Source organism: Nonomuraea coxensis DSM 45129 (genome assembly GCF_019397265.1).
Classification (GTDB): Bacteria; Actinomycetota; Actinomycetes; order Streptosporangiales; family Streptosporangiaceae; genus Nonomuraea; species Nonomuraea coxensis.
Genome location: NZ_CP068985.1, coordinates 4,037,992 through 4,062,334 on the forward strand (window position 1 = coordinate 4,037,992; position 24,343 = coordinate 4,062,334).

Sequence of the window (24,343 nt, forward strand, 5' to 3'; positions counted from 1 at the left end):
TCGATGGGCGGGCTGGCGCCCATCGTGCCACGCGGCACCGACAAGTTCCGGGCAGTGGGGGATTCGCCCCGGCACGTCCCCGGCCCCGGCCTCGCCGGACCGCTGATTACCTGACAGGTAATCGTGGCGCTTCCCTCGGAAAGGTAGGTTTTCCGACATGGGAGCGGTAGCCGTACGAGATGAGACTTTTGGTGAGTTGTTGCGGTCGTGGCGGCAGCGGCGGCGGGTGAGCCAGCTCGACCTGGCCATCGAGGCCGAGGTGTCGGCCCGCCACATCAGTTTCCTGGAGACCGGCCGGGCCCGGCCGAGCAGGGAGATGGTGCGGAGGCTGGCCGAGGAGCTGCAGGTGCCGCTGCGGCAGCGCAACGCGCTGCTGACCGCGGCCGGCTTCGCGCCGATGTACCCCGAGCGGGAGGTGCGCGCGCCGGAGCTGGGGCTCGTGCGCCAGGCGCTGGACCGGATCCTCGCCGGGCACGAGCCGTACCCGGCGGTCGTGGTGGACGCCGCGTGGAACCTGGTGGCCGCCAACGCGGCGGCCGCGATGTTCATGGACGGGGTGCCGGCCGAGCTGCTGCGGGAGCCGGTCAACGTGATGCGGCTGTCGCTGCACCCGCAGGCGATGGGCGGGCGGCTGCTCAACCTGGCGGAGGTGCGCGCCCACCTGCTGCCCCCGCTCCGGCGGCAGGCCGAGACCTCGGGCGACCCGCGGCTGGCCGAGCTGTACGAGGAACTGGCCGGCTACACCTATCCCGGCGTGGACCTCAACGTGGCCCACGTGCCAGGACCGGCCGACATCCTGGTGCCGCTGCGTATCGCGCACGGCGACCGGGTGCTGTCGATGTTCACGACGATCGCGACGTTCGGCACGCCGCTGGACGTGACGGTGTCGGAGCTGGCGATCGAGACGTTCTGGCCGGGCGACGAGGAGACCGCCGCGGCCTTCCGCCGCACCTGATCAGGACCGTCAGCTCACGGCGTGGGGGACGTCCCGGTGGATGCGGGACAGCGGGACGCCGTCGGACTGCAGGCGGCGCACGGTCTCGCCGACCATGGCGGGCGGGCCGCACACGTACACGTCGTGCTCGATCCAGGACTGGAAGCGCTGCGTCACCTCGGGCAGTCCGCCGCTCATCCCCGCCCAGGACGGGTCGCCGGAGACCACCGGCACCACCCGCAGCGACGGGAACGCGGCGGCCATCCTGAGCAGGTCGGGCAGGTCGTAGAGCTCGGCGGCGGTGCGGGCGCCGTACAGCAGGTGGATGTTGGGCCGCCGGCCGGAGGCGATGACGTCCTCGACGATCGACTTCAGCGGCGCGAGGCCGGTGCCGCCCGCCACGCACAGGATGTCGCGCCCGGTCTGCCCGTCCGGCGCCATCGTGCCCATGGCCGGGCCCAGCAGGACCGTGTCGCCCACGGCGGTGTGCCGGGTCAGCGCCGTCGACACCCAGCCGCCGGGGACCGAGCGCACGTGCAGCTGGATCGTGTTGTCCGGGCGCGGGGCGTTGGCGATGGAGAACGTCCGCCACACGCGCGGCCAGCGGGCGGTCTGCACGTTGACGTACTGGCCCGGCCGGTACGGCAGCCGCTGCGCCGGCCGCAGCGTGATGACCGCGATGTCGCGGTGGCGCAGCTCGTGGCCGACGACGTCGGCCGGCCACCAGGGCGGGGAGACGTCGGCGTCGGCCGCCCGGATCATGGAGTTGGCCGCGGCGGTGTACGCCGACACCCACGCCGCCTCGATCTCGTGGTCCCAGCTGTCGGCCGCGAAGCGGCGGACCGTGGCGAGCAGCGCGTTGCCGATGGCGGTGTAGTGCTCGGCGAGGACTCCGTACTTGCGGTGGTCCCTGCCGAGCTGACTCAGGTAGGAGTCGAGCCCGTCGGGACTGTCGAGACTCCAGACGATGCGGGCCAGCGCGCCGAACAGGCGGTCGCGCTGGACGTCCATGGCGGGCGGGAACATGGCGCGCAGATGCGGGTTCTCGGCGAACAAGCGGCCGTAGAAATAGGCGGTGGCCCGCTCTGCGTGCTGCTCGACGACGGAGAAACTCTCTTTTACCAGGCGCGGATTCAACGACATTGTACGCAACCCCACTTCGCCGGCCGGAGAAACGCTCCGGTCCTCGTCGTTCCACCTCCCTGACGGCTCCGGGTGACGAGCGGCGCGGCCGGCCCCGGCTGCCACGCGCTCGCAAAGGAGTCTTACACCCCGCCTGACGCGTCACAACCGTTTCGCCGCAATACGGTGCGAATTTCTCCGCGATCGCTTTTCTCGTATTGAGGAGGGCAATTAACGCGAACAAAAGTCGTGTTCGCTTTTTGGTGGAGGCGGAGGCCCGCCGCCGGCTCAGCTCAGGAACGCCGGGCGGAGCATGGTGAAGACGCGGTCCGTCAGCTCCAGCCGGTCGGCGGGGACGCGGTCCGGGCCCGCCGCGAGCGCCTGGCCCGGGAGGCGGTCGCCTGACAGGCGGCAGTGAAGCGGACGAAAGGCGGAAGTCCGATGTGGTGGGATCTTTCGGAGAAGTGACATACCGGAAAGCGCGTACGCCATGATGGGCGTCAAGCCGTCGGCGCCGACGGGCCGGCGGCGGCACCGACTCCATCCTGCCCCCGGGAGAGCGCATGTCCCGACCGCTGATCGGCATCACCGCCTACTACGAGGCCGCCCGCTGGGGCGACTGGGTGAGGGAGGCGGTCCTGTCGCCTCCCTCCTACGCCAAGGCGGTGCTGCGGGCGGGCGGAGCGCCGGTGGTCCTGCCGCCGGTCAGCTCGTACGCCGTGGAGGACTACGTACGCGGGCTGAGCGGCCTCGTCCTCACCGGCGGCGTCGAGGTGGGCGCGGACGCCTACAACGGCGAGCAGGACGCCCGCGTCCCCGAGCCGCAGCCCAACCGCGACCGCTTCGAGCTGGCCCTGGCCCGTGCCGCCGTCCGCGCCGACGTGCCCGTCCTCGCCATCGCCCGCGGTATGCACGTGCTCAACGTCGCCCAGGGCGGCAGCCTGATCCCGTGGCTGCCCGACTCCCTCGACAGCGACCGCCACGCCGCGCCCGGCGCCCACACGATCCAGGTGAGCGTGACCAGCAGGCTCGGCAAGGCCGTCGGCGACCGCGTCGAGGTGGTCGCGCCGCACCACCAGTCCGTACGCCGTCTCGGCACCGGCCTGCTGGCCGTCGCCTGGGCCGAGGACCAGATCGTCGAGGGCGTCGAGCTGCAGGGACACCGTTTCGGCGTGGGCGTGCAGTGGCATCCCGAACGGGGCGGGGACACCCGGCTCTTCGATGCGTTCATGGAGGCGGCCCGCTAGGCTGCGATCATGCCGCTGCACCCCCAGGCGCGGGACTTCCTGGCCACCGTCGCTTCCGACGAGGGCGCCGGCCACGACGCCCGCACGCTGGAGGACATCCGGCGCGCCCGCGCGGCCCCCGACCCGTTCGTGCTGCACCGCGGCCCGCTGACCACGCTGCCCTTCGTCCGCGACGAGCTGGCCGAGGCCGTCCCGATCCGGGTCTACCGCGCCGACCCCGGCGACGGGCCGCTGCCGGTCGTCGTCTACTTCCACGGCGGCGGCTTCGTCGGCGGCAGCGTCAAGCGCTCCGACGCGATGGGCCGCTTCCTCGCCGTCCGCACCGGCGCGGTGGTGGTGTCGGCCGGCTACCGGCTCGCCCCCGAGCACCCGTTCCCCGCGGCGGCCGACGACGCCTGGACGGTCGTGCGCGACATCTTCGCCCGGCCCGCCTTCTACCAGAGCAACGGCGTCGTGGCCGTCGCCGGCGAGAGCGCGGGCGGCAACCTCGCCGCCGTGGCCGCCTGGCAGGCCCGCGACGCCGGCCTGCGCCTGGCCCACCAGGCGCTGGCCTGCCCCCTCCTCGACGCCGCGATGGAGCTGCCCAGCCACCGCGACTACGCCAAGGGCTACGCCCTGTCGGCCGCCGAGCTGGCCTGGTCCCTGCGCTGTTACGCCGGCGGCGCCGACCCCGCCGACCCGCGCCTGTCGCCGCTGCGGCTGCCCGACGTCGCCGGCCTGCCGCCCGCGACCGTGGTGACCGCCGAGTACGACGTGCTGCGCGACGAGGGCGAGGCGTACGCCCGCCGCCTGGCCGAGGCCGGCGTGCCGGCCGAGTGCCGCCGCTGGGACGGCGCCCTGCACGGCTTCACCGCCCTGCCGGGCCTGTTCGACCAGGGCGCCGAGGCCCGCGACTACCTGGCCGCCCGGCTCAGGCAGGCCCTTTGAGCAAGGAGCACCGGTGAAGGACGACGCCTACGCCCGCTACGAGAAGCTGCGCCTCGACACCCCGGCCGACGGCGTGCTGCGCGTCACGATCAGCGAGCCGTCCCGGCTCAACGCCGTCGACGCCGCGGCCCACCGCGAGCTGGCCGAGATCTGGCGCGACGCCGACCGCGACGACACCGTGCGGGCCGTCCTCGTCAGGGGCGAGGGCCGGGCCTTCTCCGCCGGCGGCGACCTGTCGATGATCGAGGAGATGATGGCCGACCACGCGACCAGGCTGCGCGTGTTCGGCGAGGCCCGCGACATCGTCTACAACGTGCTCAACTGCGGCAAGCCGATCGTCTCCGCGATCCAGGGCCCGGCCGTCGGCGCGGGGCTGGCGGTGGCGCTGCTCGCCGACATCTCCGTCGCCGGGCGCACCGCCCGCATCATCGACGGCCACACCCGCCTCGGCGTCGCCGCCGGCGACCACGCCGCCATCGTCTGGCCGCTGCTGTGCGGCCTGGCCAAGGCGAAATACCACCTGCTGCTGTGCGAGCCGGTCACCGGCGAGGAGGCCGAGCGCATGGGGCTGGTCAGCGTCTGCGTCGACGACGACCAGGTGCACGATCGGGCCATGGAGCTTGCCGTCCGGCTGGCGTCCGGCGCGCAGGAGGCGATCAGGCTGACCAAGTACGCGCTCAACAACTGGCTGCGCCTGGCCGGGCCGTCCTTCGACGCCTCGCTGGCGATGGAGTTCCTCGGCTTCACCGGCCCCGACGTCGCCGAGGGCGTGCGCGCCCTGCGGGAGAAGCGCCCGCCGGCCTTCGGCTGACGAAGGGCGTGTGCTTCCCCGTGCTCCGGGTAGGCGCAGGCCAATGACGGACCGTCCGGCGAGGTCGAGAACGCCGCCCCGGCGGACGGGCCGGGAAGGTGGCGGCAGCCGGCCGCGTGCGGGACGACGAAGAAGGGGGTTGCGCGCACGCGGGCACCGGGGCGACCCGGGCCGGAGCCGCCGAGGCGATGGCGCCCCGCGCACCCGCCCACCGGGGCCGGGACGGCGCCGAAGACCCTGCCGACGGGCCCGCCCGTCACGATCACGTCAGGGCCCGTGCGTGATCGGTGAGGCGAGGCAGGCAGGGATGGTCGGCCCCCGGGCGCACCGCGCGGGCGAGCACCTGTGGCGTGAGGTGGTTGAGCCAGAGCTTCCTCCGCCTCGGGTGCGCCCCGCCCCACCCCCTGGTGCTCACGCCCGGGGCCGCCGGGCGTGGAAGACGAACGCCGGCGGGGCGTTGCGCCACACCGTCCGCCCCGGCACGACCTCCTCGAACCGCTCGGCCAGCAGCGCGCGGAAGCGCCGCGCCGAGCTGAGCGGGATCGCGTGGATGTAGGAGAAGGTGGTGAACGCGGCGCCCTGACCCATCGCCGCCGTCACCGCCCCCAGCAGGTCCCGCTGGGCCCGCTCGGGGAAGGCCGCCCACGGCAGCCCGCTGACCACCACGTCCGCCTGCCTCAGCCCCCGCTCCCGCAGCAGCTCGCCCAGCCGGCCCGCGTCCGCGTGCGCCACGTCGACCAGGGGGAACCGCGCGGCGAGCAGCCGCGCCATCGGCGCGTTCAGCTCCACCGCCAGATGGTGGCCGCGCCCGCCCAGCCGCTGCTGGATCTCCGCCGTGAAGGGCCCCGTGCCCGGCCCCAGCTCGACGACCGTGGGCTCGCCGCGCTCCGGCACCGGCGCGCAGACGGCCGCGGCCAGCCGCCGCGAGCTGGGGGCGACCGCGCCGATCACGGCGGGGGAGCGCAGGAACTGGCCGAGAAAAAGTGCGGTGTCGTTGGACATGCGATGAAAGTACGGCCAAGATCCCTCTACACCGCTCCACCCACCGGGCGTACCTGCGGCCAGTAGGAGGAGGCGGGATCCTTCGACCGGAGGATCAGCGGTTCACGGCAGGCGGCTAGCGTGAGTGCATGCGTTGGCGCGGTGTTCCTCCACCTCCAACACCGCGCAGATCCTCCTCTGCGTCGCGGTCGGCGTGGCCGGGTTCCGCTCCGGGCGGCGGGGCACGGCGGTGGCTGCGGCGGCCGCCGTCGCCGCGACCGCGGTCAACATCGCCGACCCCGGCATCGCGCTCACGGTCAACAGCTGGATGTACTCGGTCCTGCTGCCGGTCGTCCCCGCCGTGCTCGGCGCGTACCTGCGCGGCTCGGCGGATCCGCTGGAGGAGCGCGACGTCACCCCCGACGCCCTGCTGGCCGCCGGCGGCGTGGCCATCACCGTGCTCAGCACCTGGACCACCTGGCACTCCGGCAGCCAGCCCGTCTGGGTGGTCGGGCTGCTGGCCGTGGTCGGCGGCCTGTCGCTGGGCGTGGCCAGGCGGCTGCCCGGGCTGGTCCTCCTCGGCCAGGGCGTGCTGCTGGTGTGCGCCGACACCTATCTCAACGAGGCCGTCAACACCTGCGTGATCCTCACGCTCGTCGCCGTCGGCGTGTTCGCCATGCGGGTGGCGTCGTGGTGGTGGCTGGTGGCGGCGTACGTCGCCGGCTGCCTGCTGACGGCCGTCGCCGTCGTCGGCGAGGACACCGAGGTCACGCCGTTCCGCGCCGGCGTGCTCATGATGCTGGTCGCCACGCCCATCGCCATCGGCCGCTACCTCGGCATGCGGCAGGCCGCCGCGGCCGCCGAGCGGCTGCGCGCCGAGGAGGCCGCCCGCGCGGCCGTCGCCCAGGTGCGGGCCGACCAGCTCGCCGAGCGCGAGCGCATCGCCCGCGACGTGCACGACATCGTCGCCCACCACGTGGGCGCCATGGTGCTGCGGGCCAGCGCCGCCCGCTACACCGCGCCCGACGGCCCGGTCGCCGACGCGCTCACCGACATCCGCGAGACCGGCCACCAGGTGCTGCAGGACCTGCGCGACCTGCTCGACCTGCTGCGCGAGCCCGAGCGCCAGCCGCACCTGCTGGCCGACCCCACCGACGTGGTCCGCGAGTCGGCCGAGCGCATGGCCGCCGCCGGCCTCGTCGTGGACCTCCACCTCGACCCCGCCACCGACCAGGCCCCCCTCACCGCCCGCGCGTCCGCGGCCCGCATCGTCCAGGAAGGACTCACGAACGTGCTCAAACACGCCGGCCCCGGCACCCGGGTCAGCGTCACCGTCGCCCCCGAGGGCGAGGGGCTGTCGGTGGAGATCCGCAACGGCCGCCCGCCCACCGCCATCGAACGTCTGCCGTCCTCCGGGCGCGGCCTGGCCGGCATGCGCGAGCGGGTACGCGCCCTCGGCGGCACCCTGAGCGCCGGCCCCGACGGCGAGGGCGGCTGGCTGCTGGCCGCGAGCCTGCCGGCGAGGAGCGCCACGTGATCCGCGTCCTGGTGGCCGACGACCAGGCGCTGGTCCGGGCGGGCGTGCGCATGCTGCTGGAGGCCGCGGGCGACATGGAGGTCGTGGGGGAGGCCGAGGACGGGGCCGAGGCGGTCCGCCTGGCCGAGCGGCACCTGCCCGACGTGGTCCTCATGGACCTGCGCATGCCGCGGGTGGACGGGCTGGAGGCGATCAAGCGGGTGCTGGCCGCGCGGCCGGGCACCAGGATCGTCGTGCTGACCACGTTCGCCGAGGACGCCAACGTCCACGCCGCGCTGCGCGCCGGAGCGGTCGGGTTCCTGGTCAAGGACGACGAGCCGGAGCGGATGGTGGACGCCGTGCGCCGGGCCGCCGCCGGGGAGCAGCTCCTCGCGCCGTCCGTGCTGCGCCGCGTCGTCGACCGTTTCCTCGCCGCCGAGGAGCAGGCCGCCGCCCCGGTGCCCGCCGGGCTGACCGAGCGGGAGCTGGAGGTGCTCGCCCTGGTCGGCACCGGCCTGTCCAACGCCGAGATCGCCGAGGAGCTGCACGTCGGCGTGACGACGGTCAAGACCCACATCGCCGCCGCGATGGACAAGCTGGGGCTGCGCAACCGCATCCAGGCCGCCGTGGTCGCCCACCGCGCCGGCCTGGTGGACGCCTCCTTCCGCCCGGTCACCGGCACGAGGTCCCGCACCGACCCGCCTCGGAAGGGCTCTCCGCCGTGGCCGGAACCGCGGTCGTGAACCGGCTCCGCCGTGTGGCGGACCGGTTCTCATCCCGCAGGCTGACGACGCCCCGAGGCCGCCGTCGCCACCATGAGGTCCCGCACCGACCCTCCTCGGAAAGGACCTCCGACATGGAAAGAACCACGGTCATGGACCGGCCCGCCGCCGCCCAGGTCTCCGCCGGCCTGCTGTACGCGCTCCGCGTGGCGATCATCGCCCAGGCGGCCGCGCTGCTGGTGGCGGCCTCGTTCGCCGGGCAGGCGGTCGAGACCGAGTCGCTGGCCGAGACGCACGTGATGGCCGGGATGGTGGTCCACCTCGTCGCCCTGGTGCAGATCGTGCTCGCCGTGCTCGTCTGGCGTCCCGGCCGCGGCGCGGGCTGGCCCGCCCTGGCCGGCCTCGCGCTGTTCGTCCTCGGCATGGCCCAGCACTTCACCTGGGCGGTCCTGGGGGCGCACCTGCCGAACGGCGTGATGCTGTTCGGGCTGATCCTCGCGCTGCTGATCTGGTCGTGGTCACCGGCGGCCGCCCGGCGCCGCTAGTCTCGTCAGTGTGTACGTCAAGATCTGCGGCCTGAGCGAGCCCGCCCACGTGGCCGCCGCCGTCGAGGCGGGCGCCGACGCCGTCGGGTTCGTCATGACCCGCAGCCCGCGCCGCGTCGAGCCCGAGCGCGCCGCCGAGCTGGCCGCGCTGGTGCCCGCGCACGTCCTGACCGTCGGCGTCTTCCGCGGCGAGGACCCTGAGACGGTCCGGGCGGCGGCGCTGACCTCCGGCGTGCGGGCGATCCAGCTCCACGGCCGGCACCCGCACGCCGACTTCCTCGCCCTGAGCGACCTCGGCGTCACCCTGGTCCGCGCCGTCGACTCCGGGGCCGACCTGCGCTGCGGCGCCTACGACGAGGATCTCCTCCTGGTCGACGCCCCGCACGCCGGCTCCGGGCAGCCGTGGGACTGGGCGGCCGTGCGCGGCCGGCCGTCGGGCCGCTGGCTGCTGGCCGGCGGCCTGTCCCCGGGCAACGTGGCCGAGGCGGTCGCCGCCGCCGGCCCGTGGGGGGTCGACGTGTCGAGCGGCGTCGAGACCGCGCCCGGGGTGAAGGATTCCGCTCTCATCGAGGCGTTCCTCAAGGCGGTGCGCGGTGCCCGCTGAGCACGGCCGGTCGCGGAGGACGTGATGGACGACTTCGCCCACCTGGCCCCCTTACGCCGTGAGAGCGACGCGGCCGACCTGGCCCGCGCGCTCGCGTTCCTGCGCGGCTTCGCCCGCCGCCGCGCCCCGCGCGAGGTGCCCGTCCCCGGCGGGGTGGCCGTGCTCGACGAGCGTTACCCCGGCTCCTACGACGACAACCGCCTCCTCGTGTGGGAGCCCGCCGAGCCCGCGGAGGTGCTGCGGGCCGCCGACGAGGTCCTGGCCGGCCGCGCCCACCGGCTGGTGGCGGTCGCCGGCGACCGCCTCGGCGAGGCGTTCGCGCCCGCGTTCGCCCGCGCCGGCTACGCGCACGAGACCGATCTCGTCATGGCCTTCCGCGGCGCCGTCCCCGAGGACCCGCCCCCGGCCGAGCCCCTGGAGCTCGCCGAGCTGGTGGAGGTGCTGCGCCGCGACTGGCGCCGCAGCCTGCCCGAGGTGGGCGACGAGGTGATCGACGGGCTGGCCCGGCGCGTCGAGAACCGCGTCGCGGGCGCCGACCTGGTCGCCTTCCGCGGCGTGCGCGCCCCCGGCGGTGAGCTCGCCGCCCGCGCCGACCTCTACCTGCACGGCGGCGTCGCCCAGATCGAGGACGTCCATACGGCCGAGGAGCACCGGGGCAGGGGCCACGCCCGCGCGCTGCTGACCGCGCTGCTCGCCGAGGCGGCCGGCGCCGAGCTGATCTTCCTGGTGGCCGACGCGGCGGACTGGCCGAAGGACTTCTACGCCCGGCTCGGCTTCGCCGTGCTCGGCCGCACGCATTCCTTCCTGCGCGCCTGACCGCCTCCGGGGGACGGGCCCGGCCGCCTGCGCGGGAACCTGGCGCACTCAGTAGGGTCTGCTGCGTGAGCGAAACTTCCGCCGAGGACCGGATCTGGACGGTTCCCAACCTGCTGAGCTTCCTGCGCCTTCTCGGTGTGCCCGTGTTCCTGTGGCTGGTTCTCGGGCCGAAGGCGGACGGGTGGGCGATCGGGATCCTCGCCGTCGCGGGCTTCACCGACTGGCTCGACGGAAAGATCGCGCGGGCGTTCAACCAGACCAGCAAGCTCGGCCGGATCATCGACCCGGCCGCCGACAAGCTCTACGTCTTCGCCACGATCCTGGCGCTGCTGCTGCGGGAGGTGATCCCGTGGTGGCTGGTGCTGGTCATCCTGGCGCGCGAGCTCTTCGTCGCGAGTTCCTTCCCCGTCCTCCGCAAGCACGGCTACCGGGCACTTCAGGTGCATTTCCTGGGCAAGGCCGCGATGTTCAACCTCATGTACGCCTTCCCCCTCCTCTTCCTTGCCTCCCACTCCGGGTGGTATGCCGATATAGCCCGGATCGTCGGCTGGGCCTTCGCCCTCTGGGGGACGGGCCTGTACTGGTGGGCCGGACTGCTGTACGTGGTGCAGGTGCGCCGGCTCGTGACCTCGGCCAAGAAGGAGTGAGCGGGTGAAGGCGGTCGTCATGGCGGGCGGGGAGGGCACGCGGCTGCGGCCGATGACCGCCAACCAGCCCAAACCCCTCCTGCCGGTGGTCAACCGCCCGATCATGGAGCACGTCCTGCGCCTGCTCAAACGGCACGGCATCACCGAGACCGTGGTGACCGTGCAGTTCCTGGCGGCGCTGGTGCGCAACTACTTCGGCGACGGCGACGAGCTGGGCATGCATCTCCAGTACGCCACCGAGGACGTCCCCCTCGGCACCGCCGGCAGCGTCAAGAACGCCGCCGACCGCCTGCGCGACGACCGGTTCCTGGTGATCTCCGGAGACGCTCTCACGGACATCGATTTATCCGAAATGATCCGGTTTCATCGGGAAAATTCGGCACTTGTCACCATCGGACTCAAGCGCGTCCCCAACCCCCTCGAATTCGGGATCATCATCGTCGACGAGGGCGGGCGCGTGCAGCGCTTCCTGGAGAAGCCGACCTGGGGCCAGGTCTTCTCCGACACCGTCAACACGGGCATCTACATCATGGAGCCCGAGATCCTCGACGCCGTCGCCACCGGCGAGCCCGTCGACTGGTCGGGCGACGTCTTCCCCGCCCTGCTGGAGCGCGGCGCCGCCATCTACGGCCACGTCGCCGGCGGCTACTGGGAGGACGTCGGCACGCACGAGAGCTACCTCAAGGCCCAGGCCGACGCCCTGTCCGGCAAGGTCGAGCTGGACCTCGGCGGCTTCGAGCTCTCGCCCGGCGTCTGGGTCGCCGAGTCCGCCTCGGTCGACCCCGACGCCGTGCTCAAGGGCCCGCTGCTCGTCGGCGACTACGCCAAGGTCGAGGCGGGCGCCGAGCTGCGCGAGTACACCGTGCTCGGCAACAACGTCGTGGTGCGCGAGGGCGCCTTCCTGCACCGCGCGATCGTCCACGACAACGTCTACCTGGGCCCCGGCGCCCACTTACGCGGCTGCGTCGTCGGCAAGAGCACCGACGTCATGACCGGCGCCCGCATCGAGGAGAACGCGGTCATCGGCGACGAGTGCGTCATCGAGTCCGAGGCGTACGTCTCCAGCGGCGTCAGGGTCTACCCGTTCAAGACCATCGAGGCCGGCGCGGTCGTCAACACCAGCGTCATCTGGGAGTCGCGGGGCCAGCGCAGCCTGTTCGGCCCCCGCGGCGTCAGCGGCCTGGTCAACGTCGAGATCACCGCCGAGCTGTGCGTCCGCCTGGCCAGCGCCTACGCCACCACCCTGAAGAAGGGCGAGTACGTCGTCACCGCCCGCGACTGCTCGCTCGCCGCCCGCGCGCTCAAGCGGGCCGTCAACGGCGCGCTCACCGCCGGGGCGATCAACGTCCTCGACCTGGAGGCGGCCCCGTTGCCGGTGGCCCGCTTCCACACCGGCAGGGAGGGCGCCGCGGGCGGCATCGCGCTGCGCACCACCCCCGGCGACCCGCAGAGCGTGGACATCGTCATCATGGACGGCCGCGGCGCCGACCTCGCCCCCGGCGCGCAGCGCAAGCTGGAGCGGGTCTTCTCCCGCCAGGAGTTCCGCCGCGCCTTCCCCGGCGAGATCGCCGAGCTGACCCACCCGTCCCGCGCGATCGAGGACTACGCCCACGAGCTGCTGCGCCACGTCGGCGTCGGCGACGTACGGGACATGAAGGTCGTCGTGGACTGCGCGGGCGGCACCTCCTCGCTGGTGCTGCCCACCCTGCTCGGCCGGGTCGGCGTGGACGTGCTCACCGTCAACGCCCGCCTGGACGACGTCTCGCCCACCGAGACGCTGGCCGAGCGCCGCCGCGACCTGCAACGGCTGTCGGAGCTGGTCAGCTCGTCGCGGGCGGCCTTCGGCGTGCGCTTCGACCCGGTCGGCGAGCGCATCGCCCTGGTGGACGAGATGGGCCAGCTCATCGACGAGGAGCGCGCCCTGCTCGTCGTGCTCGACCTGGTCGCCGCCGAGCGACGGGGCGGCCGGGTGGCGCTGCCGGTCACCACCACGCGGGTCGCCGAGCAGGTGTGCCGCTTCCACGGCGTGCAGGTGCAGTGGACCTCCACCTCGCTGGACGCCCTCACGGCGGCCGTCGCCGGCCCCGACATGATCTTCGCGGCGGACGGGCGCGGCGGGTTCGTGGTGCCCGAGTTCAGCCCGGCCATCGACGGGCTGGCCGCGTTCATGCGCCTCCTCGGGCTGGTCGCCCGCACCCGGCTCTCGCTCAGCCAGATCGACGCCAGGATCCCCGAGGTCAGGCTGCTGCGGCGGACGGTGCCGACGCCGTGGGCGGCCAAGGGCGCGGTCATGCGCTCGGTCATCGAGGCCGCCGAGGCCGAGCCCGCGGGCTACCGCGTCGACACCACCGACGGGGTGCGGGTGGCCCGCGACGACGGGAGCTGGGTGCTGGTGCTGCCCGCCGCCACCGAGCCCGTCACCGACCTGTGGGCCGAGGCGGCCGACATGGACGGCGCCCAGGCGCTCCTGGAGCGCTGGGCGCGGGTGGTGGAGCGGGCCGCCGGCTGATCCGGGTCCGGGAGCGGTCACGCGGCGTGAGCGGCGCGAGAGTGGCGAGAACCACGGTTGCCAGGCGCGCGCCGGCCGCCGCAAGATCGTAATGTAGAAACGCGCGGCGGCATGGACCACGGGGCGGAAGCGGCGGTAACTTTGTCTGCGTCCAAACCACCGTCCAGCGCCCCGAGTTGACCTTTGCCGCTGATCAGCGTATGTTGCGGCATTCGCAAACTTGAAGAAAGCGAAGCGAGGCGCGTTCTGAGCACCGTCGCCGCGTCTTCGCGGTAGGAGGCCGAGCCGATCGATGCCGAGCGTCTACTGCACGCAGTGCGGGCACGCCAACCCCGGGGATGCCCGTTTCTGTTCCCGTTGCGGGTCACCGCTGGCCAGACTCGAGGTCGCAGGGGACACCACTTCGACGATCTCCGTCGCGGGAATCGAGGCGTACGAGGCTGAGACAGGCGACATGCTCCTGCAGGAGCGGGCGCTGGTGGAGCAGCTCCCGCCCGGCACGGCGTTGCTCACGGTGACCAGGGGCCCCAACCAGGGCAGCCGCTTCCGGCTGGACAAGGACCTCACCACGACCGGGCGTCACCCGGAGAGCGACATCTTCCTCGACGACATCACCGTCTCGCGCCGCCACGTCGAGTTCTACCGCCACCGCGGCGGCCAGTTCTCCGTCCGCGACGTCGGCAGCCTCAACGGCACCTATGTCAACCGCGAGCGGATCGAGGAGGTTCCGCTGCACTCCGGCGACGAGGTGCAGATCGGCAAGTTCCGGCTGGTCTTCCTCATGCGGGGCAACCACAGCGCATGACTTCCCAGGCGGCCCGCTCGCACATGAGCATCGGGGAGGTGCTCGCCCTGCTGCAGGGCGAGTTCCCCGATGTGACGATCTCCAAGATCAGGTTCTTGGAGGGCGAAGGGCTCATCGAGCCCGAGCGCAGCCCCTCCGGCTATCGCAAGTTCACCCATCTGCACGTCGAGCAGCTCCGCTTCATCCTCACCGAGCAGCGCGACCACTACCTGCCGCTGCGGGTCATCAAGGACCGCATGGCCGAGAGCTTCGGCCGCCCCCGGGCCGTGCCCGACAGGCAGGAGGTCCGGCTCGGCCGCGCCGAGCTGCTGGAGGCCGCCGGCATCGACGAGGAGACCCTCGCCGAGTGCGAGGACTACGGCCTGCTGGCCCCGGTCGCCCGCCGCTACGACGAGGAGGCGCTCAAGATCGCCCGCACGGTCGGCGCGCTGGCCCGCTTCGGCCTGGGCGCCCGGCACCTGCGCGCGGTCAAGGCCGCCGCCGAGCGCGAGTGCGGCCTGGTCGAGCAGAGCGTCGCGCCGGTGCTGAAACGCCGCGCCCCGGGCGCCATCGGCGAGGCCGAGGAGACCGCGCGGGAGCTGTCCAGCCTGCTGCTCGACCTGCACGCGTCGCTGGTCCGGACCGGGGTACGTTCGGTGCTGGGGCGCTGAGGGAGACCCGACCGGCGGCCGGGGAGCAATCGGGGCCTCCCGGGTGTTACGTTGAAATGAAGTAGCCAGTCAGCAGAAGCGACGAACCAAGAGCTGTGCCGGGTCACCGGTCAGGAATACGGAGCAGCCCGTGTTGCAGATGGAGGTCGTGGGCGTAAGAGTCGAAATGCCCACAAATCAACCGATCGTCTTGCTCAAGGAGGCACACGGGGAACGGTTCCTTCCCATCTGGATCGGCATGACCGAGGCGACGGCCATCGCCCTCGCCCAAGCGGAGGAACCGCCGCCGCGGCCGCTTACCCACGACCTGTTCCGCGACGTGCTGAGCGCGCTGGGCGTCGGCCTGCGCGCGGTCAACATCGTCGCACTGCGTGACGGCATCTTCTTCGCCGACCTGGTGTTCTCCAACGGCGTGGAGGTGAGCGCGCGGCCCTCCGACTCCATCGCGCTCGCCCTGCGCACCGGAGCACGCATCTTCGCCAGCGAGGAGGTGGTCCAGGAGGCCGGCGTGGTCATCCCGGACGACCAGGAGGACGAGGTGGAGAAGTTCAGGGAGTTCCTTGACACGATCACTCCCGAGGACTTTGGCAGGGCGGGGTAGGTATTTCGGTGCATTTACGCTTCACGACGCGCCGAGCCGGATCGTTGACTGAGCATGGTCACGGTCCTACGGTGCAAGTGAAACCCGCGGTCGCCCTATATGAACCCCCAGATCGGGCCGCGGGATGAGAGAAAGCCGGAGGTCCGCGTGGCGGTCAGCAGCGGCGAGGGAAAGACGGCCGGCCAGGAAGATCCGGTGCGGCGCGAGGACGCGCGGCAGCGTGCCGGGGAGCAGGGGCTGCTCTTCGACGAGCGTCCGGCGGCCGTGCCGGACGACATCGGGTACCGCGGGCCCACCGCCTGTGCGGCGGCCGGCATCACCTACAGGCAGCTCGACTACTGGGCCCGGACGGGCCTGGTGGAGCCGACCATCCGGGCCGCGCACGGCTCGGGCTCCCAGCGGCTCTACAGCTTCCGCGACATCCTGGTGCTCAAGGTCGTCAAGCGGCTCCTCGACACCGGGGTGTCGCTGCAGCAGATCCGCACGGCCGTGCAGCACCTGCGTGACCGCGGGGTCGCCGACCTCGCGCAGATCACGCTCATGAGCGACGGCGTCAGCGTCTACGAGTGCACCTCGGCCGACGAGGTGATAGACCTCCTCCAGGGCGGCCAGGGCGTGTTCGGCATCGCGCTCGGCCGGGTCTGGCGTGAGGTCGAGGGAAGCCTCGCGGAGCTGCCGGGGGAACGCGCGGCGGTCGAGGACAACGTCCCGGCCGACCACCCCGCTGACGAGCTCGCCCAGCGCCGCCGTGCCCGGCGCCTGGGGTAGTAATTCGCCCGTAACGTCCAGAGTAGTAACCTAGGACAGGTAAGGCTGACGACCCCGTGCGGGAGAGTCCCCGGGCACCACCTGGTCCTGGGGCGCCGAAGGAGCAACCCTCCCCGGAATCTCTCAGGCAACCGGTACCGCTCGGGTGAGGCAACTCTGGAAAGCAGGCACGCCCGCCAGGCGCGCCTCACCGACGGTGCAAGCCTCCGTTCGAGGCGAAGCTCTCAGGTCGCGGTGACGCCCGCGCTGACAGAGGGGGAGACCCGGCATCCGCCCGCGCCCCGGCGCCGGTCTCCATAAGCCTCGGGAGGCACCGTCCATGACCGCTCTGTCAGAGTCCCTGCCGGCTTCGCCGCCGCCGTCCGCGCCCACGTCCCTGGCCGAGCCGCCGTTCGCCGGCCGCCACATCGGCCCGTCCGAGGCCGACCAGCAGCGCATGCTGGAGACCGTGGGCTTCGAGTCCGTCGCCGACCTGGTGGCCGTGGCGGTCCCCGAGGCCATCCGGGCCAAGGACCGGCTCACGCTGCCCGCCGCCGTCGGCGAGAGCGAGGCGATCGCCGAACTGCGCGCCCTGGCCGGCCGCAACCGGGTGCTCACCTCCATGATCGGCCTCGGCTACCACGACACGGTCACGCCCGCGGTGATCCGCCGCAACCTGCTGGAGAACCCGGGCTGGTACACCGCGTACACGCCGTACCAGCCGGAGATCTCGCAGGGGCGGCTGGAGGCGCTGCTCAACTTCCAGACCGTCGTCTCCGACCTGACCGGACTCCCCGTCGCCGGCGCGTCCCTGCTCGACGAGGCCACCGCCGCCGCCGAGGCCATGACCCTCGCCCGGCGCGCCGGCCGCTCCAAGAGCCACGTGTTCGTGGTCGACGCCGACGCCCTGCCGCAGACCAAGCGGGTGCTCGCCACCCGCGCCGAGCCGCTCGGCATCGAGCTCGCCGAGCACCCGCTCGACGGGAGCCCGCTGCCCGAGTGCTTCGGCGTGCTCGTCCAGTACCCGGGCGCCTCCGGGCGGCTGCGCGACTTCCGCGCCGTGGCCGCCGCCGCGCACGAGGCCGGGGCGCTCGTCGTGGCCGCCGCCGACCTGCTCGCGCTCACCCTCGTGGCCGCGCCGGGCGAGCTGGGCGCCGACATCGCGATCGGCTCCTCCCAGCGCTTCGGCGTGCCGTTCGGCTTCGGCGGCCCGCACGCCGCCTACATGTCCGTCCGCGAGGGCCTGCAGCGCCAGCTCCCCGGCCGGCTGGTCGGCGTGTCCGTGGACGCCGACGGCGACCCCGCCTACCGGCTCGCCCTGCAGACCCGCGAGCAGCACATCCGCCGCGAGAAGGCCACCAGCAACATCTGCACCGCGCAGGTGCTGCTGGCCGTCATCGCCGGCATGTACGCCGTCTACCACGGCCCCGAGGGCCTGCGCCGCATCGCGCTGCGCGCCCACCGGCACGCCGCCGCCCTCGCCGAGGGCCTGCGCGCGGGCGGGCTGGAGGTCGTGCACGGCGCGTTCTTCGACACCGTCCTCGTCCGGGTGCCCGGACGGGCCTCCGAGGTGGTCGCCGCCGCCGCCGAGCGCGGCGTCAACCTGTGGCGGGCCGACGACGACCACGTCTCGGTCGCCTGCGACGAGAAGACCGGCGCGGCCGAGCTGCGCGCCGTCTGGGCCGCGTTCGGCGTGCCAGGGCAGGACGTCGACGTCGAGGCCACCGCCGACGCGCTGCCCGCCGAGCTGCTGCGCGAGTCCGGCTACCTCACCCACCCGGTCTTCCACAGCCACCGCTCCGAGACCGCGATGCTGCGCTACCTGCGCCGGCTCCAGGACAAGGACATCGCGCTCGACCGGTCGATGATCCCGCTCGGCTCCTGCACGATGAAGCTCAACGCCAGCACCGAGATGGAGCCGATCACCTGGCCGGAGTTCGCGGGCGTGCACCCGTACGCGCCGGTCGAGCAGGCCGAGGGCTACCTGGAGCTGATCGGCACGCTGGAGCGCTGGCTCGCCGAGGTCACCGGCTACGACGCGGTCTCGCTGCAGCCCAACGCCGGCTCGCAGGGCGAGTTCGCCGGGCTGCTGGCCATCCGCGCCTACCACCGGGCCAACGGCGAGAACGGCCGCGACGTCTGCCTCATCCCGTCCTCGGCGCACGGCACCAACGCCGCCAGCGCCGTCATGGCCGGCATGCGGGTCGTGGTCGTCGCCTGCGACGCCGACGGCAACGTGGACCTCGCCGACCTCGACGCCAAGATCGCCAAGCACCGCGACGCGCTCGCCGCGATCATGGTCACCTACCCCTCCACCCACGGCGTGTACGAGGAGAGCATCACCGAGATCTGCGCCAAGGTGCACGAGGCCGGCGGCCAGGTCTACGTGGACGGCGCCAACCTCAACGCCCTGGTCGGGCTGGCCAGGCCGGGCGAGTTCGGGGCCGACGTGTCCCACCTCAACCTGCACAAGACCTTCTGCATCCCGCACGGCGGCGGCGGCCCCGGCGTCGGCCCGGTCGCGGTCCGCGGCCACCTGGCCCCCTACCTGCCCGGCCACCCGCTGACCGGCGGCACCCCCGTCGGCCCGGTCTCGGCCGCTCCGCACGGCTCGGCGGGCATCCTGCCGATCTCGTGGGCCTACATCAGGATGATGGGCGCCGACGGCCTCACCGCCGCCACCGAGCAGGCCATCCTGTCGGCCAACTACCTGGCCAGGCGGCTGGCCCCGCACTACCCGGTGCTCTACACCGGGCGCGGCGGGCTGGTCGCGCACGAGTGCATCGTCGACCTGCGGCAGATCACCAAGGAGACCGGCGTCACCGTGGACGACGTGGCCAAGCGCCTCATCGACTACGGCTTCCACGCGCCCACCATGTCGTTCCCCGTGGCGGGGACGCTCATGATCGAGCCCACCGAGAGCGAGGACCTCGGCGAGCTCGACCGGTTCGCCGACGCCATGATCGCCATCCGCGAGGAGATCGCCAAGGTGGCGTCGGGCGCGTACGACCCGGCCGACAACCCGCTGCGCAACGCCCCGCACACGGCCGAGTCGGTCACCGCCGACGAGTGGCCGCACCCCTACACCCGGAGCGAGGCCGCCTATCCGGTGGCGTCGCTGCGCGAGGGCAAGTACTGGGTGCCGGTGCGCCGCATCGACCAGGCCTACGGCGACCGCAACCTGGTCTGCTCGTGCCCTCCGCTGGAGGCGTACGAGGACTGAGCCGGCCGCGGGCGGGGATCCAGTCCGGCATCGTCAAGTGAGCAGACATGATCGCCGGAAGTGGTTAGGCTTCGGTGCGACCCAGGCCACGCGGCGCCGTAAGGAGCTCTCTTGACGTCATCGGAGCTGGAGACCCCGCCCCTCGACACCGCCCGCCGGCTCGCCGAGAGCGGTGACCTCGACGGCGCCGCGGCGATCCTGCGGCGGCTCGTCGCCGACCCCGAGGGGCCCGACCGCGCCCAGGCCGCCGTCGGGCTCGCCGTGGTGCTGGAGGAGCGCGGCGACGTCGAGGCGGCCCGCGCGGCCGCCCGCACCGCCCTGGCCACCAACCACCCCGAGTACGCCGCCCAGGCCGCCTGCCACCTGGCCCAGGGCTTCGAACGCGAAGGACGCACCGAGCAGGCAAGAGCCGCCTGGCAGGCCGTGCTGGGCGTCGGCACCCCCGCCTACCTGCCGCACGCCCACCTGGCGCTGGCCCGGCTGGCCGAGACCCTGGGCGAGGCGGAGACGGAGCTGCGCGAGGCCGTGGCGACCGGCGACGAGCAGGTGGCGGCGCTGGCCGCGCGGCAGCTCGCCGACCTGCTGCTGGAGCACGGCGAGCCCGGCCAGGCGGCCGACGTGCTCATCGAGGCCCTCGGCATCGCCCCCGAGTCCGAGGTGCCGGGGCTGCGGGTGCGGCTCGGCATCGCGCACCTGGAGCTGGCCTGCGCCGAGTTCGCCGAGACCGTGGAGAGCGGGGCCGACGCCCAGACCAGCGCCCTGGCCATCGAGCTGCTGGCCCGCACACTGCCGCTGCGCGGGCGGCCGGAGGACGCCGACCAGGTGTGGTCGTACGGGCTGGGGCACGCCGACGAGACGCTCGCCGCCGAGGTGCGCCTGCGCTACGAGCGCGACTCCTGACCCCGTCCGCCGGGCCGGGTCAGTCGCGGCGCATGATGGCCGCAGCGGCGGCCACGTTGATGATGACGATGGCGATCCAGGAGATGGTGAGCCCCAGCAGGCCCGCGTTGCTCGACGCGATCGCGGTCAGCGGCACGCCGATGCCGAGCGAGCCCAGCGCGATCGGGATCATCGCGGAGCCCGGGCTCTTGGCCTTGGGCCGGGGGCCGGCTCCGTAGGGGCCGGGCCCGGCGCCGTGGGCGGCCAGCTCGGCCCGCACCCGGAGGGCGATCGTCTCGTCGAGGCGGTCGGCGAAGGACTCGAGGAGCGCGTTCTCGTAGTCGGGGCCGAGGTCGCGACGGGCGTCGAGCGTGGCCTTGAGGTCCTCACGGAGAGGACGATCGTGCTGCATGAGGACATCATGCTGCACGCGCGGCGCGCCGTCATCAGCCCTGAGAGCCACTGCGGCCTCCTCCGAAGGTACCGTTCTGCACCATGGAGATCACGACCCCGCGGGGGCCGGCACGGGTGGATCTGGAGGAGCCGGACGACCCGCGGCTGCTGCTCGTCCTCACCCACGGCTCGGCCGGGGGAGTGGACGCCCCCGACCTGCTGGCCGTGCGCGACGCGGCGCTCGCGGCGGGGTTCGGGGTGGCCCGGGTGACGCAGGCGTTCCGGCTGGCGGGGGCGCGGGCCCCCGGCTCGCCGGCCCGGCAGGACGAGGCGTGGGAGGCGGTCCTGGCGGAGCTGCGGGCGCGCCGGCCCGGCCTGCCCCTCGTGCAGGGCGGGCGGAGCAACGGGGCGCGGGTGGCCTGCCGCACCGCGGCGGCGGTGGGCGCGGCGGCGGTGGTGGCGCTGGCCTTCCCCCTGCACCCGCCGGGCCGGCCCGACAGGTCCAGGGCCGGCGAGCTGCGCGGTGCGGGGGTGGACGTGCTGGTCGTCAACGGCGACCGTGATCCGTTCGGCGTCCCCGACGCGGCGGACGCGGCGCGGCTGGTGGTGCTGCCCGGCGAGGGGCACGACCTCAAGAAGGATCCCGCCCGGGTCGGCGGGATCGTGGCGGAGTGGCTGGGCCGCTACGCGCTGACCGGCCGGCGGAGCCGGCGGCTCTCCTAGGCCGGGGGCTCAGACGCCCACGGGGCGGTGCGGCTCGATCGTGGCGCCGCTCGGCAGGAGCTCCCCGGTGTCCTCGAACAGGACCACGCCGTTGCAGAGCAGGCTCCACCCCTGCTCGGGATGGCAGGCGAGGGTGCGTGCCGCCTCGCGGTCGGGCGCCTCTGCATCCGGACAGGCCGGGACGTGCGGGCACATCGGCGTGCCTCCGATATCTCGTGGGATGCTCCCGTTGTGAGGGGCGGGAGCGGCTCGGGTTGTTCTTTTGGCGCGTGCGGTGCCGTCACCGTGACGTGTGACCTTCGACACAGGGTGCCTTATGCAGGATAACGGGCCAAGCGCGACACGCGCATCACGTTTGCAAACCCTTGAGAAGAGCGTCAAGTCCGCGCTCGAAGTCCGCGTCGGCACGTTCGTCCCGCCGTACCCATTCGTCGACCTCGGGATCGGCCCAGCCGGAGCGCTGGATCTCGACGGCGACGCTGCCGTACACGAACGCGCGCAGCGCCCGCACCGCGTCGGGGGCGTCGCCGAGGCCGCCGTCGGCCAGTTGCTCGGTCTGCTCGCGCAGGGCGATGAGCGTGGTGCCCTTGGGCGGCTTGGTGAGGGCCAGGGCCAGCACGCCGGGGTGCTCGCGCAGCAGCTCCCGCTCCGCCCGGCACCACGCCTTGGCCGTCTCCTGCCAGGTGGGGCGCTGCTCGACGTGGACGGTGGTCACGTGCTCGGCCAGGGCGTCCATCAGCGCCTCCTTGCCCCGGGGCAGGTGGTGGTAGATGGCCATGGCCTCGACCTGCAGCGCGTCGCCGAGGCGGCGCATGGTGAGCCGGCGCAGCCCCTGGCTGTCGGCGATGTGCAGCGCGGCCTCGATGATCCGCTCGCGGGAGAGGGGGATCGGTGGTCTCTTGGCGGGCATGAAGATCATCTTACTATGTAAAGGGCGGCGCCGCGGGGCGATTTCCGCACGTGTCGCGGGGAGGCGTACTCTTGGGCCTGGCATGACTTACCGGCTGGTGAAGGGGCAGGGTCCATGGCGTTTTTCCGTCCGCGGGTGAGCCGGGAGGCCGAGGTTCGCTACCACGCGGACCGCGAGATCTCCAGGAGCTATCCCGAGCTGCTGGAGCGGGCCCGGCAGGCCGAGCGGACGCTGCGGGAGCTGCGGGCCGCGGCGGCCGACGAGATCGAGCTGCTGGCCGCGGGCCGGGCGTTCGACCACGCGCTGACCGAGGCGCTGCGCGCCGCCGAGGCGGGCCGGCGGGCCACCTTCGGGGTCAAGTCCTACGACGACCGCATCGCCCGCCGCAAGGCCAGGGCGACGCCGCGCGGGCGCGAGTGGACGGCCGAGGTCGACCGGCTGCGCACGCTGCGCGAGGAGAACCGCCTGTGGGGCATCCCGCGCGTCCCGCGCCCGGTCCCCGCGACCCAGTAGTCACGCGGGCCCCGGGGCTGGACACGCGGAAGCCCCGGCGCTCCTCCTCGTGAGGGGCGCCGGGGCTTCCGGTGTGCTCGGGCGGGGGGCTCAGCTCGCCCAGTCGAGCAGCGGGCGGGTGTTGCTCGGGTGCCGCAGCTTCGACAGCGACTCCTTCTCGAGCTGGCGGATCCGCTCCCGGGTCAGGCCCAGGTGCTTGCCGATCTCGTCCAGGGTGTGCGGCTTGCCGTCCACCAGGCCGAAGCGCAGCGCCATGATCTTCGACTCGCGCGGCGAGAGGTTGTCGAGCACGCCGCGGAGCTGGTCGCCCAGCAACTGGCGGTCGACGATCTCCGACGCCTCCGGCGAGTCGACGTCCTCGATGAGGTCGCCGATCGTGGTCTCGCCGTCCTCGCCGATCGTCGCGTTGAGGGAGATCGGCTGGCGGCTGGTGCGCAGCAGCTCCTCGATCTGGTCGGGGGTCTTGTCCAGCTCGACGGCCAGCTCCTCGGGGGTGGGCTCGCGGCCGAGGCGCTGGTGCATGTCCCGCTCCACGCGCGACAGCTTGGAGAGCATCTCCAGCACGTGGACGGGCAGCCGGATCGTCCGGGCCGAGTCGGCGAAGCCGCGCTGGATGGCCTGCCGGATCCACCACATCGCGTACGTCGAGAACTTGAAGCCCTTGGTGTAGTCGAACTTCTCCACGGCCCTGATGAGGCCGAGGTTGCCCTCCTGCACCACGTCCAGCAGCGACATGCCGCGGTCGGTGTACTTCTTGGCCACCGAGACCACCAGCCGGAGGTTGGCCTCCAACATGTGGTCCTTGGCCCGCCGGCCGTCCTCGACCACCAGGCGCAGGTCGTCGCGGACGTCCGGTGCCAGGTCGGGCTGGGTCTCCAGTTTGTACTCGGCGTAGAGGCCGGCCTCGATGCGCCGGGCCAGCTCGACCTCCTGGGCGGCGGTCAGCAGGGTGCGGCGGCCGATCGACTTCAGGTACGTGTGCACCGAGTCGCCCATGACCGACTGCGTGTCGTCCAGGTCGACCTGCTCGTGCTCCAGCTCGGCCTCCTCGATCACGAGGTCGTCGGGGACGTCCTCCTCGTGCTCCGGCTTGCCGTCGGCGGGCGCCGCGTTCTCGCCGGCGCCGTTGGGCGCGGTGCTTTTTGCCTTGGCGGCCTTGCGGCCGGTAGCCTTTGCACGCGGGGACGGGGTCTTCTTCGGGGCGTCTTCCTCGGCGGGCGTGGACTCGTCGGTCTTGCGGGTCTTTCCGGGGGCGGTCTTGCTGAGAGACGGCTCGTTCTCGGCGGCCAGGCTGACGCCGGCCTCGGAGAGCTCGCGCAGGATCGTGCGGCCCTCGGAAGGGCTGACGCCGGCCTGGGCGAACGCGTCACGCAGCTCCGCCAGAGAAAGGTGACCCTGGTAACGTCCTCGTTCGATCAGTTGGTCGAGAGTCGCGTGCGGGGTCGCCACGGCGGTTCTGGGCATGAGGACACCTCCTCCGTACGGAGTAAGAAGCGATCAGGCAGGTTGTGGCGGGGC

25 protein-coding genes and 1 riboswitch are annotated in these 24,343 nt (G+C 73.2%); of the genes, 19 read left to right on the forward strand and 6 right to left on the reverse strand.

What is annotated here, in order from left to right:
- Positions 1–157: 157 nt before the first annotated feature.
- Positions 158–955 carry a helix-turn-helix domain-containing protein gene (locus tag Nocox_RS18865; protein WP_026213678.1) on the forward strand — a complete coding sequence of 266 codons (798 nt, stop codon included), beginning with the start codon at positions 158–160 and terminating at the stop codon, positions 953–955.
- 9 nt (positions 956–964) lie between these two features.
- Here Nocox_RS18865 and Nocox_RS18870 read toward each other — a convergent pair whose 3' ends face one another.
- Positions 965–2,077: a globin domain-containing protein gene (locus Nocox_RS18870; RefSeq protein ID WP_026213677.1), complete on the reverse strand. Its 1,113-nt coding sequence runs from the start codon at positions 2,075–2,077 to the stop codon at positions 965–967.
- Positions 2,078–2,619: 542 nt separating this feature from the next.
- Between Nocox_RS18870 and Nocox_RS18875 the strand changes: the two genes are divergently transcribed.
- The 3 genes from Nocox_RS18875 to Nocox_RS18885 are packed head-to-tail and all read left to right on the forward strand — an operon-like array spanning position 2,620 to position 5,041.
- Positions 2,620–3,303, forward strand: coding sequence for a gamma-glutamyl-gamma-aminobutyrate hydrolase family protein (locus Nocox_RS18875; RefSeq protein WP_020539843.1), 684 nt, complete (start codon positions 2,620–2,622; stop codon positions 3,301–3,303).
- A 9-nt stretch (positions 3,304–3,312) separates the two neighbouring features.
- Positions 3,313–4,230 carry an alpha/beta hydrolase gene (locus tag Nocox_RS18880; protein ID WP_020539842.1) on the forward strand — a complete coding sequence of 306 codons (918 nt, stop codon included), beginning with the start codon at positions 3,313–3,315 and terminating at the stop codon, positions 4,228–4,230.
- A gap of 13 nt (positions 4,231–4,243) precedes the next feature.
- Positions 4,244–5,041 carry an enoyl-CoA hydratase/isomerase family protein gene (locus Nocox_RS18885; RefSeq protein WP_020539841.1) on the forward strand — a complete coding sequence of 266 codons (798 nt, stop codon included), beginning with the start codon at positions 4,244–4,246 and terminating at the stop codon, positions 5,039–5,041.
- A 411-nt stretch (positions 5,042–5,452) separates the two neighbouring features.
- Here Nocox_RS18885 and Nocox_RS18890 read toward each other — a convergent pair whose 3' ends face one another.
- Positions 5,453–6,043 carry a class I SAM-dependent methyltransferase gene (locus Nocox_RS18890; RefSeq protein WP_020539840.1) on the reverse strand — a complete coding sequence of 197 codons (591 nt, stop codon included), beginning with the start codon at positions 6,041–6,043 and terminating at the stop codon, positions 5,453–5,455.
- A 124-nt stretch (positions 6,044–6,167) separates the two neighbouring features.
- Here Nocox_RS18890 and Nocox_RS18895 point away from each other — a divergent pair, with 124 nt between their 5' ends.
- The 13 genes from Nocox_RS18895 (at position 6,168) to Nocox_RS18955 (ending at position 20,307) form a co-directional block, all read left to right on the forward strand.
- The gene (locus Nocox_RS18895) at positions 6,168–7,559 is read left to right on the forward strand and encodes a sensor histidine kinase (RefSeq protein ID WP_425517778.1); all 1,392 of its coding nucleotides are present in this window, start codon (positions 6,168–6,170) and stop codon (positions 7,557–7,559) included.
- On the forward strand, positions 7,556–8,281 hold the full coding sequence (locus Nocox_RS18900; protein WP_020539838.1) for a response regulator: 726 nt from the start codon (positions 7,556–7,558) through the stop codon (positions 8,279–8,281). The genes Nocox_RS18895 and Nocox_RS18900 overlap by 4 nt, the downstream gene beginning before the upstream one ends.
- A gap of 113 nt (positions 8,282–8,394) precedes the next feature.
- Positions 8,395–8,805 (forward strand): hypothetical protein, encoded by a 411-nt coding sequence (locus Nocox_RS18905; protein ID WP_157382700.1) that lies wholly within the window; start codon positions 8,395–8,397, stop codon positions 8,803–8,805.
- 10 nt (positions 8,806–8,815) lie between these two features.
- Positions 8,816–9,409 (forward strand): phosphoribosylanthranilate isomerase, encoded by a 594-nt coding sequence (locus Nocox_RS18910; RefSeq protein ID WP_020539836.1) that lies wholly within the window; start codon positions 8,816–8,818, stop codon positions 9,407–9,409.
- A gap of 24 nt (positions 9,410–9,433) precedes the next feature.
- Positions 9,434–10,225 (forward strand): GNAT family N-acetyltransferase, encoded by a 792-nt coding sequence (locus Nocox_RS18915; RefSeq protein ID WP_020539835.1) that lies wholly within the window; start codon positions 9,434–9,436, stop codon positions 10,223–10,225.
- Positions 10,226–10,290: 65 nt separating this feature from the next.
- Positions 10,291–10,872 carry a cardiolipin synthase ClsA gene (gene clsA / locus Nocox_RS18920; protein WP_020539834.1) on the forward strand — a complete coding sequence of 194 codons (582 nt, stop codon included), beginning with the start codon at positions 10,291–10,293 and terminating at the stop codon, positions 10,870–10,872.
- 4 nt (positions 10,873–10,876) lie between these two features.
- Positions 10,877–13,381, forward strand: a complete 2,505-nt coding sequence (locus Nocox_RS18925) for a mannose-1-phosphate guanyltransferase (protein WP_020539833.1) — start codon at positions 10,877–10,879, stop codon at positions 13,379–13,381.
- Positions 13,382–13,673: 292 nt separating this feature from the next.
- Positions 13,674–14,186 (forward strand): double zinc ribbon and FHA domain-containing protein, encoded by a 513-nt coding sequence (locus Nocox_RS18930; RefSeq protein ID WP_026213675.1) that lies wholly within the window; start codon positions 13,674–13,676, stop codon positions 14,184–14,186.
- Positions 14,183–14,836: a transcriptional regulator FtsR gene (gene ftsR, locus Nocox_RS18935; protein WP_026213674.1), complete on the forward strand. Its 654-nt coding sequence runs from the start codon at positions 14,183–14,185 to the stop codon at positions 14,834–14,836. Before Nocox_RS18930 ends, ftsR begins: the two co-directional genes overlap by 4 nt.
- 130 nt (positions 14,837–14,966) lie before the next feature.
- Positions 14,967–15,437 (forward strand): bifunctional nuclease family protein, encoded by a 471-nt coding sequence (locus Nocox_RS18940; RefSeq protein ID WP_020539830.1) that lies wholly within the window; start codon positions 14,967–14,969, stop codon positions 15,435–15,437.
- Positions 15,438–15,584: 147 nt separating this feature from the next.
- Positions 15,585–16,205, forward strand: coding sequence for a MerR family transcriptional regulator (locus Nocox_RS18945; RefSeq protein WP_026213673.1), 621 nt, complete (start codon positions 15,585–15,587; stop codon positions 16,203–16,205).
- A gap of 49 nt (positions 16,206–16,254) precedes the next feature.
- Positions 16,255–16,355, forward strand: a riboswitch (glycine riboswitch).
- A 169-nt stretch (positions 16,356–16,524) separates the two neighbouring features.
- On the forward strand, positions 16,525–19,407 hold the full coding sequence (gene gcvP, locus Nocox_RS18950) for an aminomethyl-transferring glycine dehydrogenase (protein WP_020539828.1): 2,883 nt from the start codon (positions 16,525–16,527) through the stop codon (positions 19,405–19,407).
- Positions 19,408–19,518: 111 nt separating this feature from the next.
- Positions 19,519–20,307: a tetratricopeptide repeat protein gene (locus Nocox_RS18955; protein WP_020539827.1), complete on the forward strand. Its 789-nt coding sequence runs from the start codon at positions 19,519–19,521 to the stop codon at positions 20,305–20,307.
- A gap of 19 nt (positions 20,308–20,326) precedes the next feature.
- On the opposite strand, the gene Nocox_RS18960 is transcribed toward Nocox_RS18955, so the two are convergent.
- Positions 20,327–20,698, reverse strand: a complete 372-nt coding sequence (locus Nocox_RS18960) for a hypothetical protein (RefSeq protein ID WP_020539826.1) — start codon at positions 20,696–20,698, stop codon at positions 20,327–20,329.
- Positions 20,699–20,781: 83 nt separating this feature from the next.
- Between Nocox_RS18960 and Nocox_RS18965 the strand changes: the two genes are divergently transcribed.
- A complete protein-coding gene (locus Nocox_RS18965) occupies positions 20,782–21,402 on the forward strand; it encodes an alpha/beta hydrolase family protein (RefSeq protein WP_033407468.1) in 621 nt (206 codons plus the stop codon).
- A gap of 9 nt (positions 21,403–21,411) precedes the next feature.
- Here Nocox_RS18965 and Nocox_RS18970 read toward each other — a convergent pair whose 3' ends face one another.
- Entirely contained in the window at positions 21,412–21,597 is a 186-nt protein-coding gene (locus tag Nocox_RS18970) for a DUF5999 family protein (RefSeq protein WP_020539824.1), read from the reverse strand.
- A 154-nt stretch (positions 21,598–21,751) separates the two neighbouring features.
- Complete coding sequence (locus tag Nocox_RS18975; protein ID WP_033407575.1) at positions 21,752–22,312, reverse strand: TetR/AcrR family transcriptional regulator C-terminal domain-containing protein; 561 nt, start codon at positions 22,310–22,312, stop codon at positions 21,752–21,754.
- A gap of 114 nt (positions 22,313–22,426) precedes the next feature.
- On the opposite strand from Nocox_RS18975, the gene Nocox_RS18980 reads away from it, so the two are divergent.
- Complete coding sequence (locus tag Nocox_RS18980) at positions 22,427–22,825, forward strand: hypothetical protein (protein WP_026213671.1); 399 nt, start codon at positions 22,427–22,429, stop codon at positions 22,823–22,825.
- Between the two features lie 90 nt (positions 22,826–22,915).
- Here the strand turns inward: Nocox_RS18980 and Nocox_RS18985 are convergent, their stop codons facing one another.
- Positions 22,916–24,289, reverse strand: coding sequence for an RNA polymerase sigma factor (locus Nocox_RS18985; RefSeq protein ID WP_020539821.1), 1,374 nt, complete (start codon positions 24,287–24,289; stop codon positions 22,916–22,918).
- Positions 24,290–24,343 lie beyond the last annotated feature (54 nt).

Coding starts and splice junctions, on each gene's coding strand:
- Nocox_RS18865 (WP_026213678.1), top strand. CDS start 158: ATGGGAGCGGTAGCCGTACGAGATGAGACTTTTGGTGAGTTGTTGCGG.
- Nocox_RS18870 (WP_026213677.1), bottom strand. CDS start 2,077: ATGTCGTTGAATCCGCGCCTGGTAAAAGAGAGTTTCTCCGTCGTCGAG.
- Nocox_RS18875 (WP_020539843.1), top strand. CDS start 2,620: ATGTCCCGACCGCTGATCGGCATCACCGCCTACTACGAGGCCGCCCGC.
- Nocox_RS18880 (WP_020539842.1), top strand. CDS start 3,313: ATGCCGCTGCACCCCCAGGCGCGGGACTTCCTGGCCACCGTCGCTTCC.
- Nocox_RS18890 (WP_020539840.1), bottom strand. CDS start 6,043: ATGTCCAACGACACCGCACTTTTTCTCGGCCAGTTCCTGCGCTCCCCC.
- Nocox_RS18905 (WP_157382700.1), top strand. CDS start 8,395: ATGGAAAGAACCACGGTCATGGACCGGCCCGCCGCCGCCCAGGTCTCC.
- Nocox_RS18915 (WP_020539835.1), top strand. CDS start 9,434: ATGGACGACTTCGCCCACCTGGCCCCCTTACGCCGTGAGAGCGACGCG.
- Nocox_RS18930 (WP_026213675.1), top strand. CDS start 13,674: ATGCCGAGCGTCTACTGCACGCAGTGCGGGCACGCCAACCCCGGGGAT.
- ftsR (WP_026213674.1), top strand. CDS start 14,183: ATGACTTCCCAGGCGGCCCGCTCGCACATGAGCATCGGGGAGGTGCTC.
- gcvP (WP_020539828.1), top strand. CDS start 16,525: ATGACCGCTCTGTCAGAGTCCCTGCCGGCTTCGCCGCCGCCGTCCGCG.
- Nocox_RS18960 (WP_020539826.1), bottom strand. CDS start 20,698: ATGCAGCACGATCGTCCTCTCCGTGAGGACCTCAAGGCCACGCTCGAC.
- Nocox_RS18965 (WP_033407468.1), top strand. CDS start 20,782: ATGGAGATCACGACCCCGCGGGGGCCGGCACGGGTGGATCTGGAGGAG.
- Nocox_RS18970 (WP_020539824.1), bottom strand. CDS start 21,597: ATGTGCCCGCACGTCCCGGCCTGTCCGGATGCAGAGGCGCCCGACCGC.
- Nocox_RS18975 (WP_033407575.1), bottom strand. CDS start 22,312: ATGCCCGCCAAGAGACCACCGATCCCCCTCTCCCGCGAGCGGATCATC.
- Nocox_RS18980 (WP_026213671.1), top strand. CDS start 22,427: ATGGCGTTTTTCCGTCCGCGGGTGAGCCGGGAGGCCGAGGTTCGCTAC.
- Nocox_RS18985 (WP_020539821.1), bottom strand. CDS start 24,289: ATGCCCAGAACCGCCGTGGCGACCCCGCACGCGACTCTCGACCAACTG.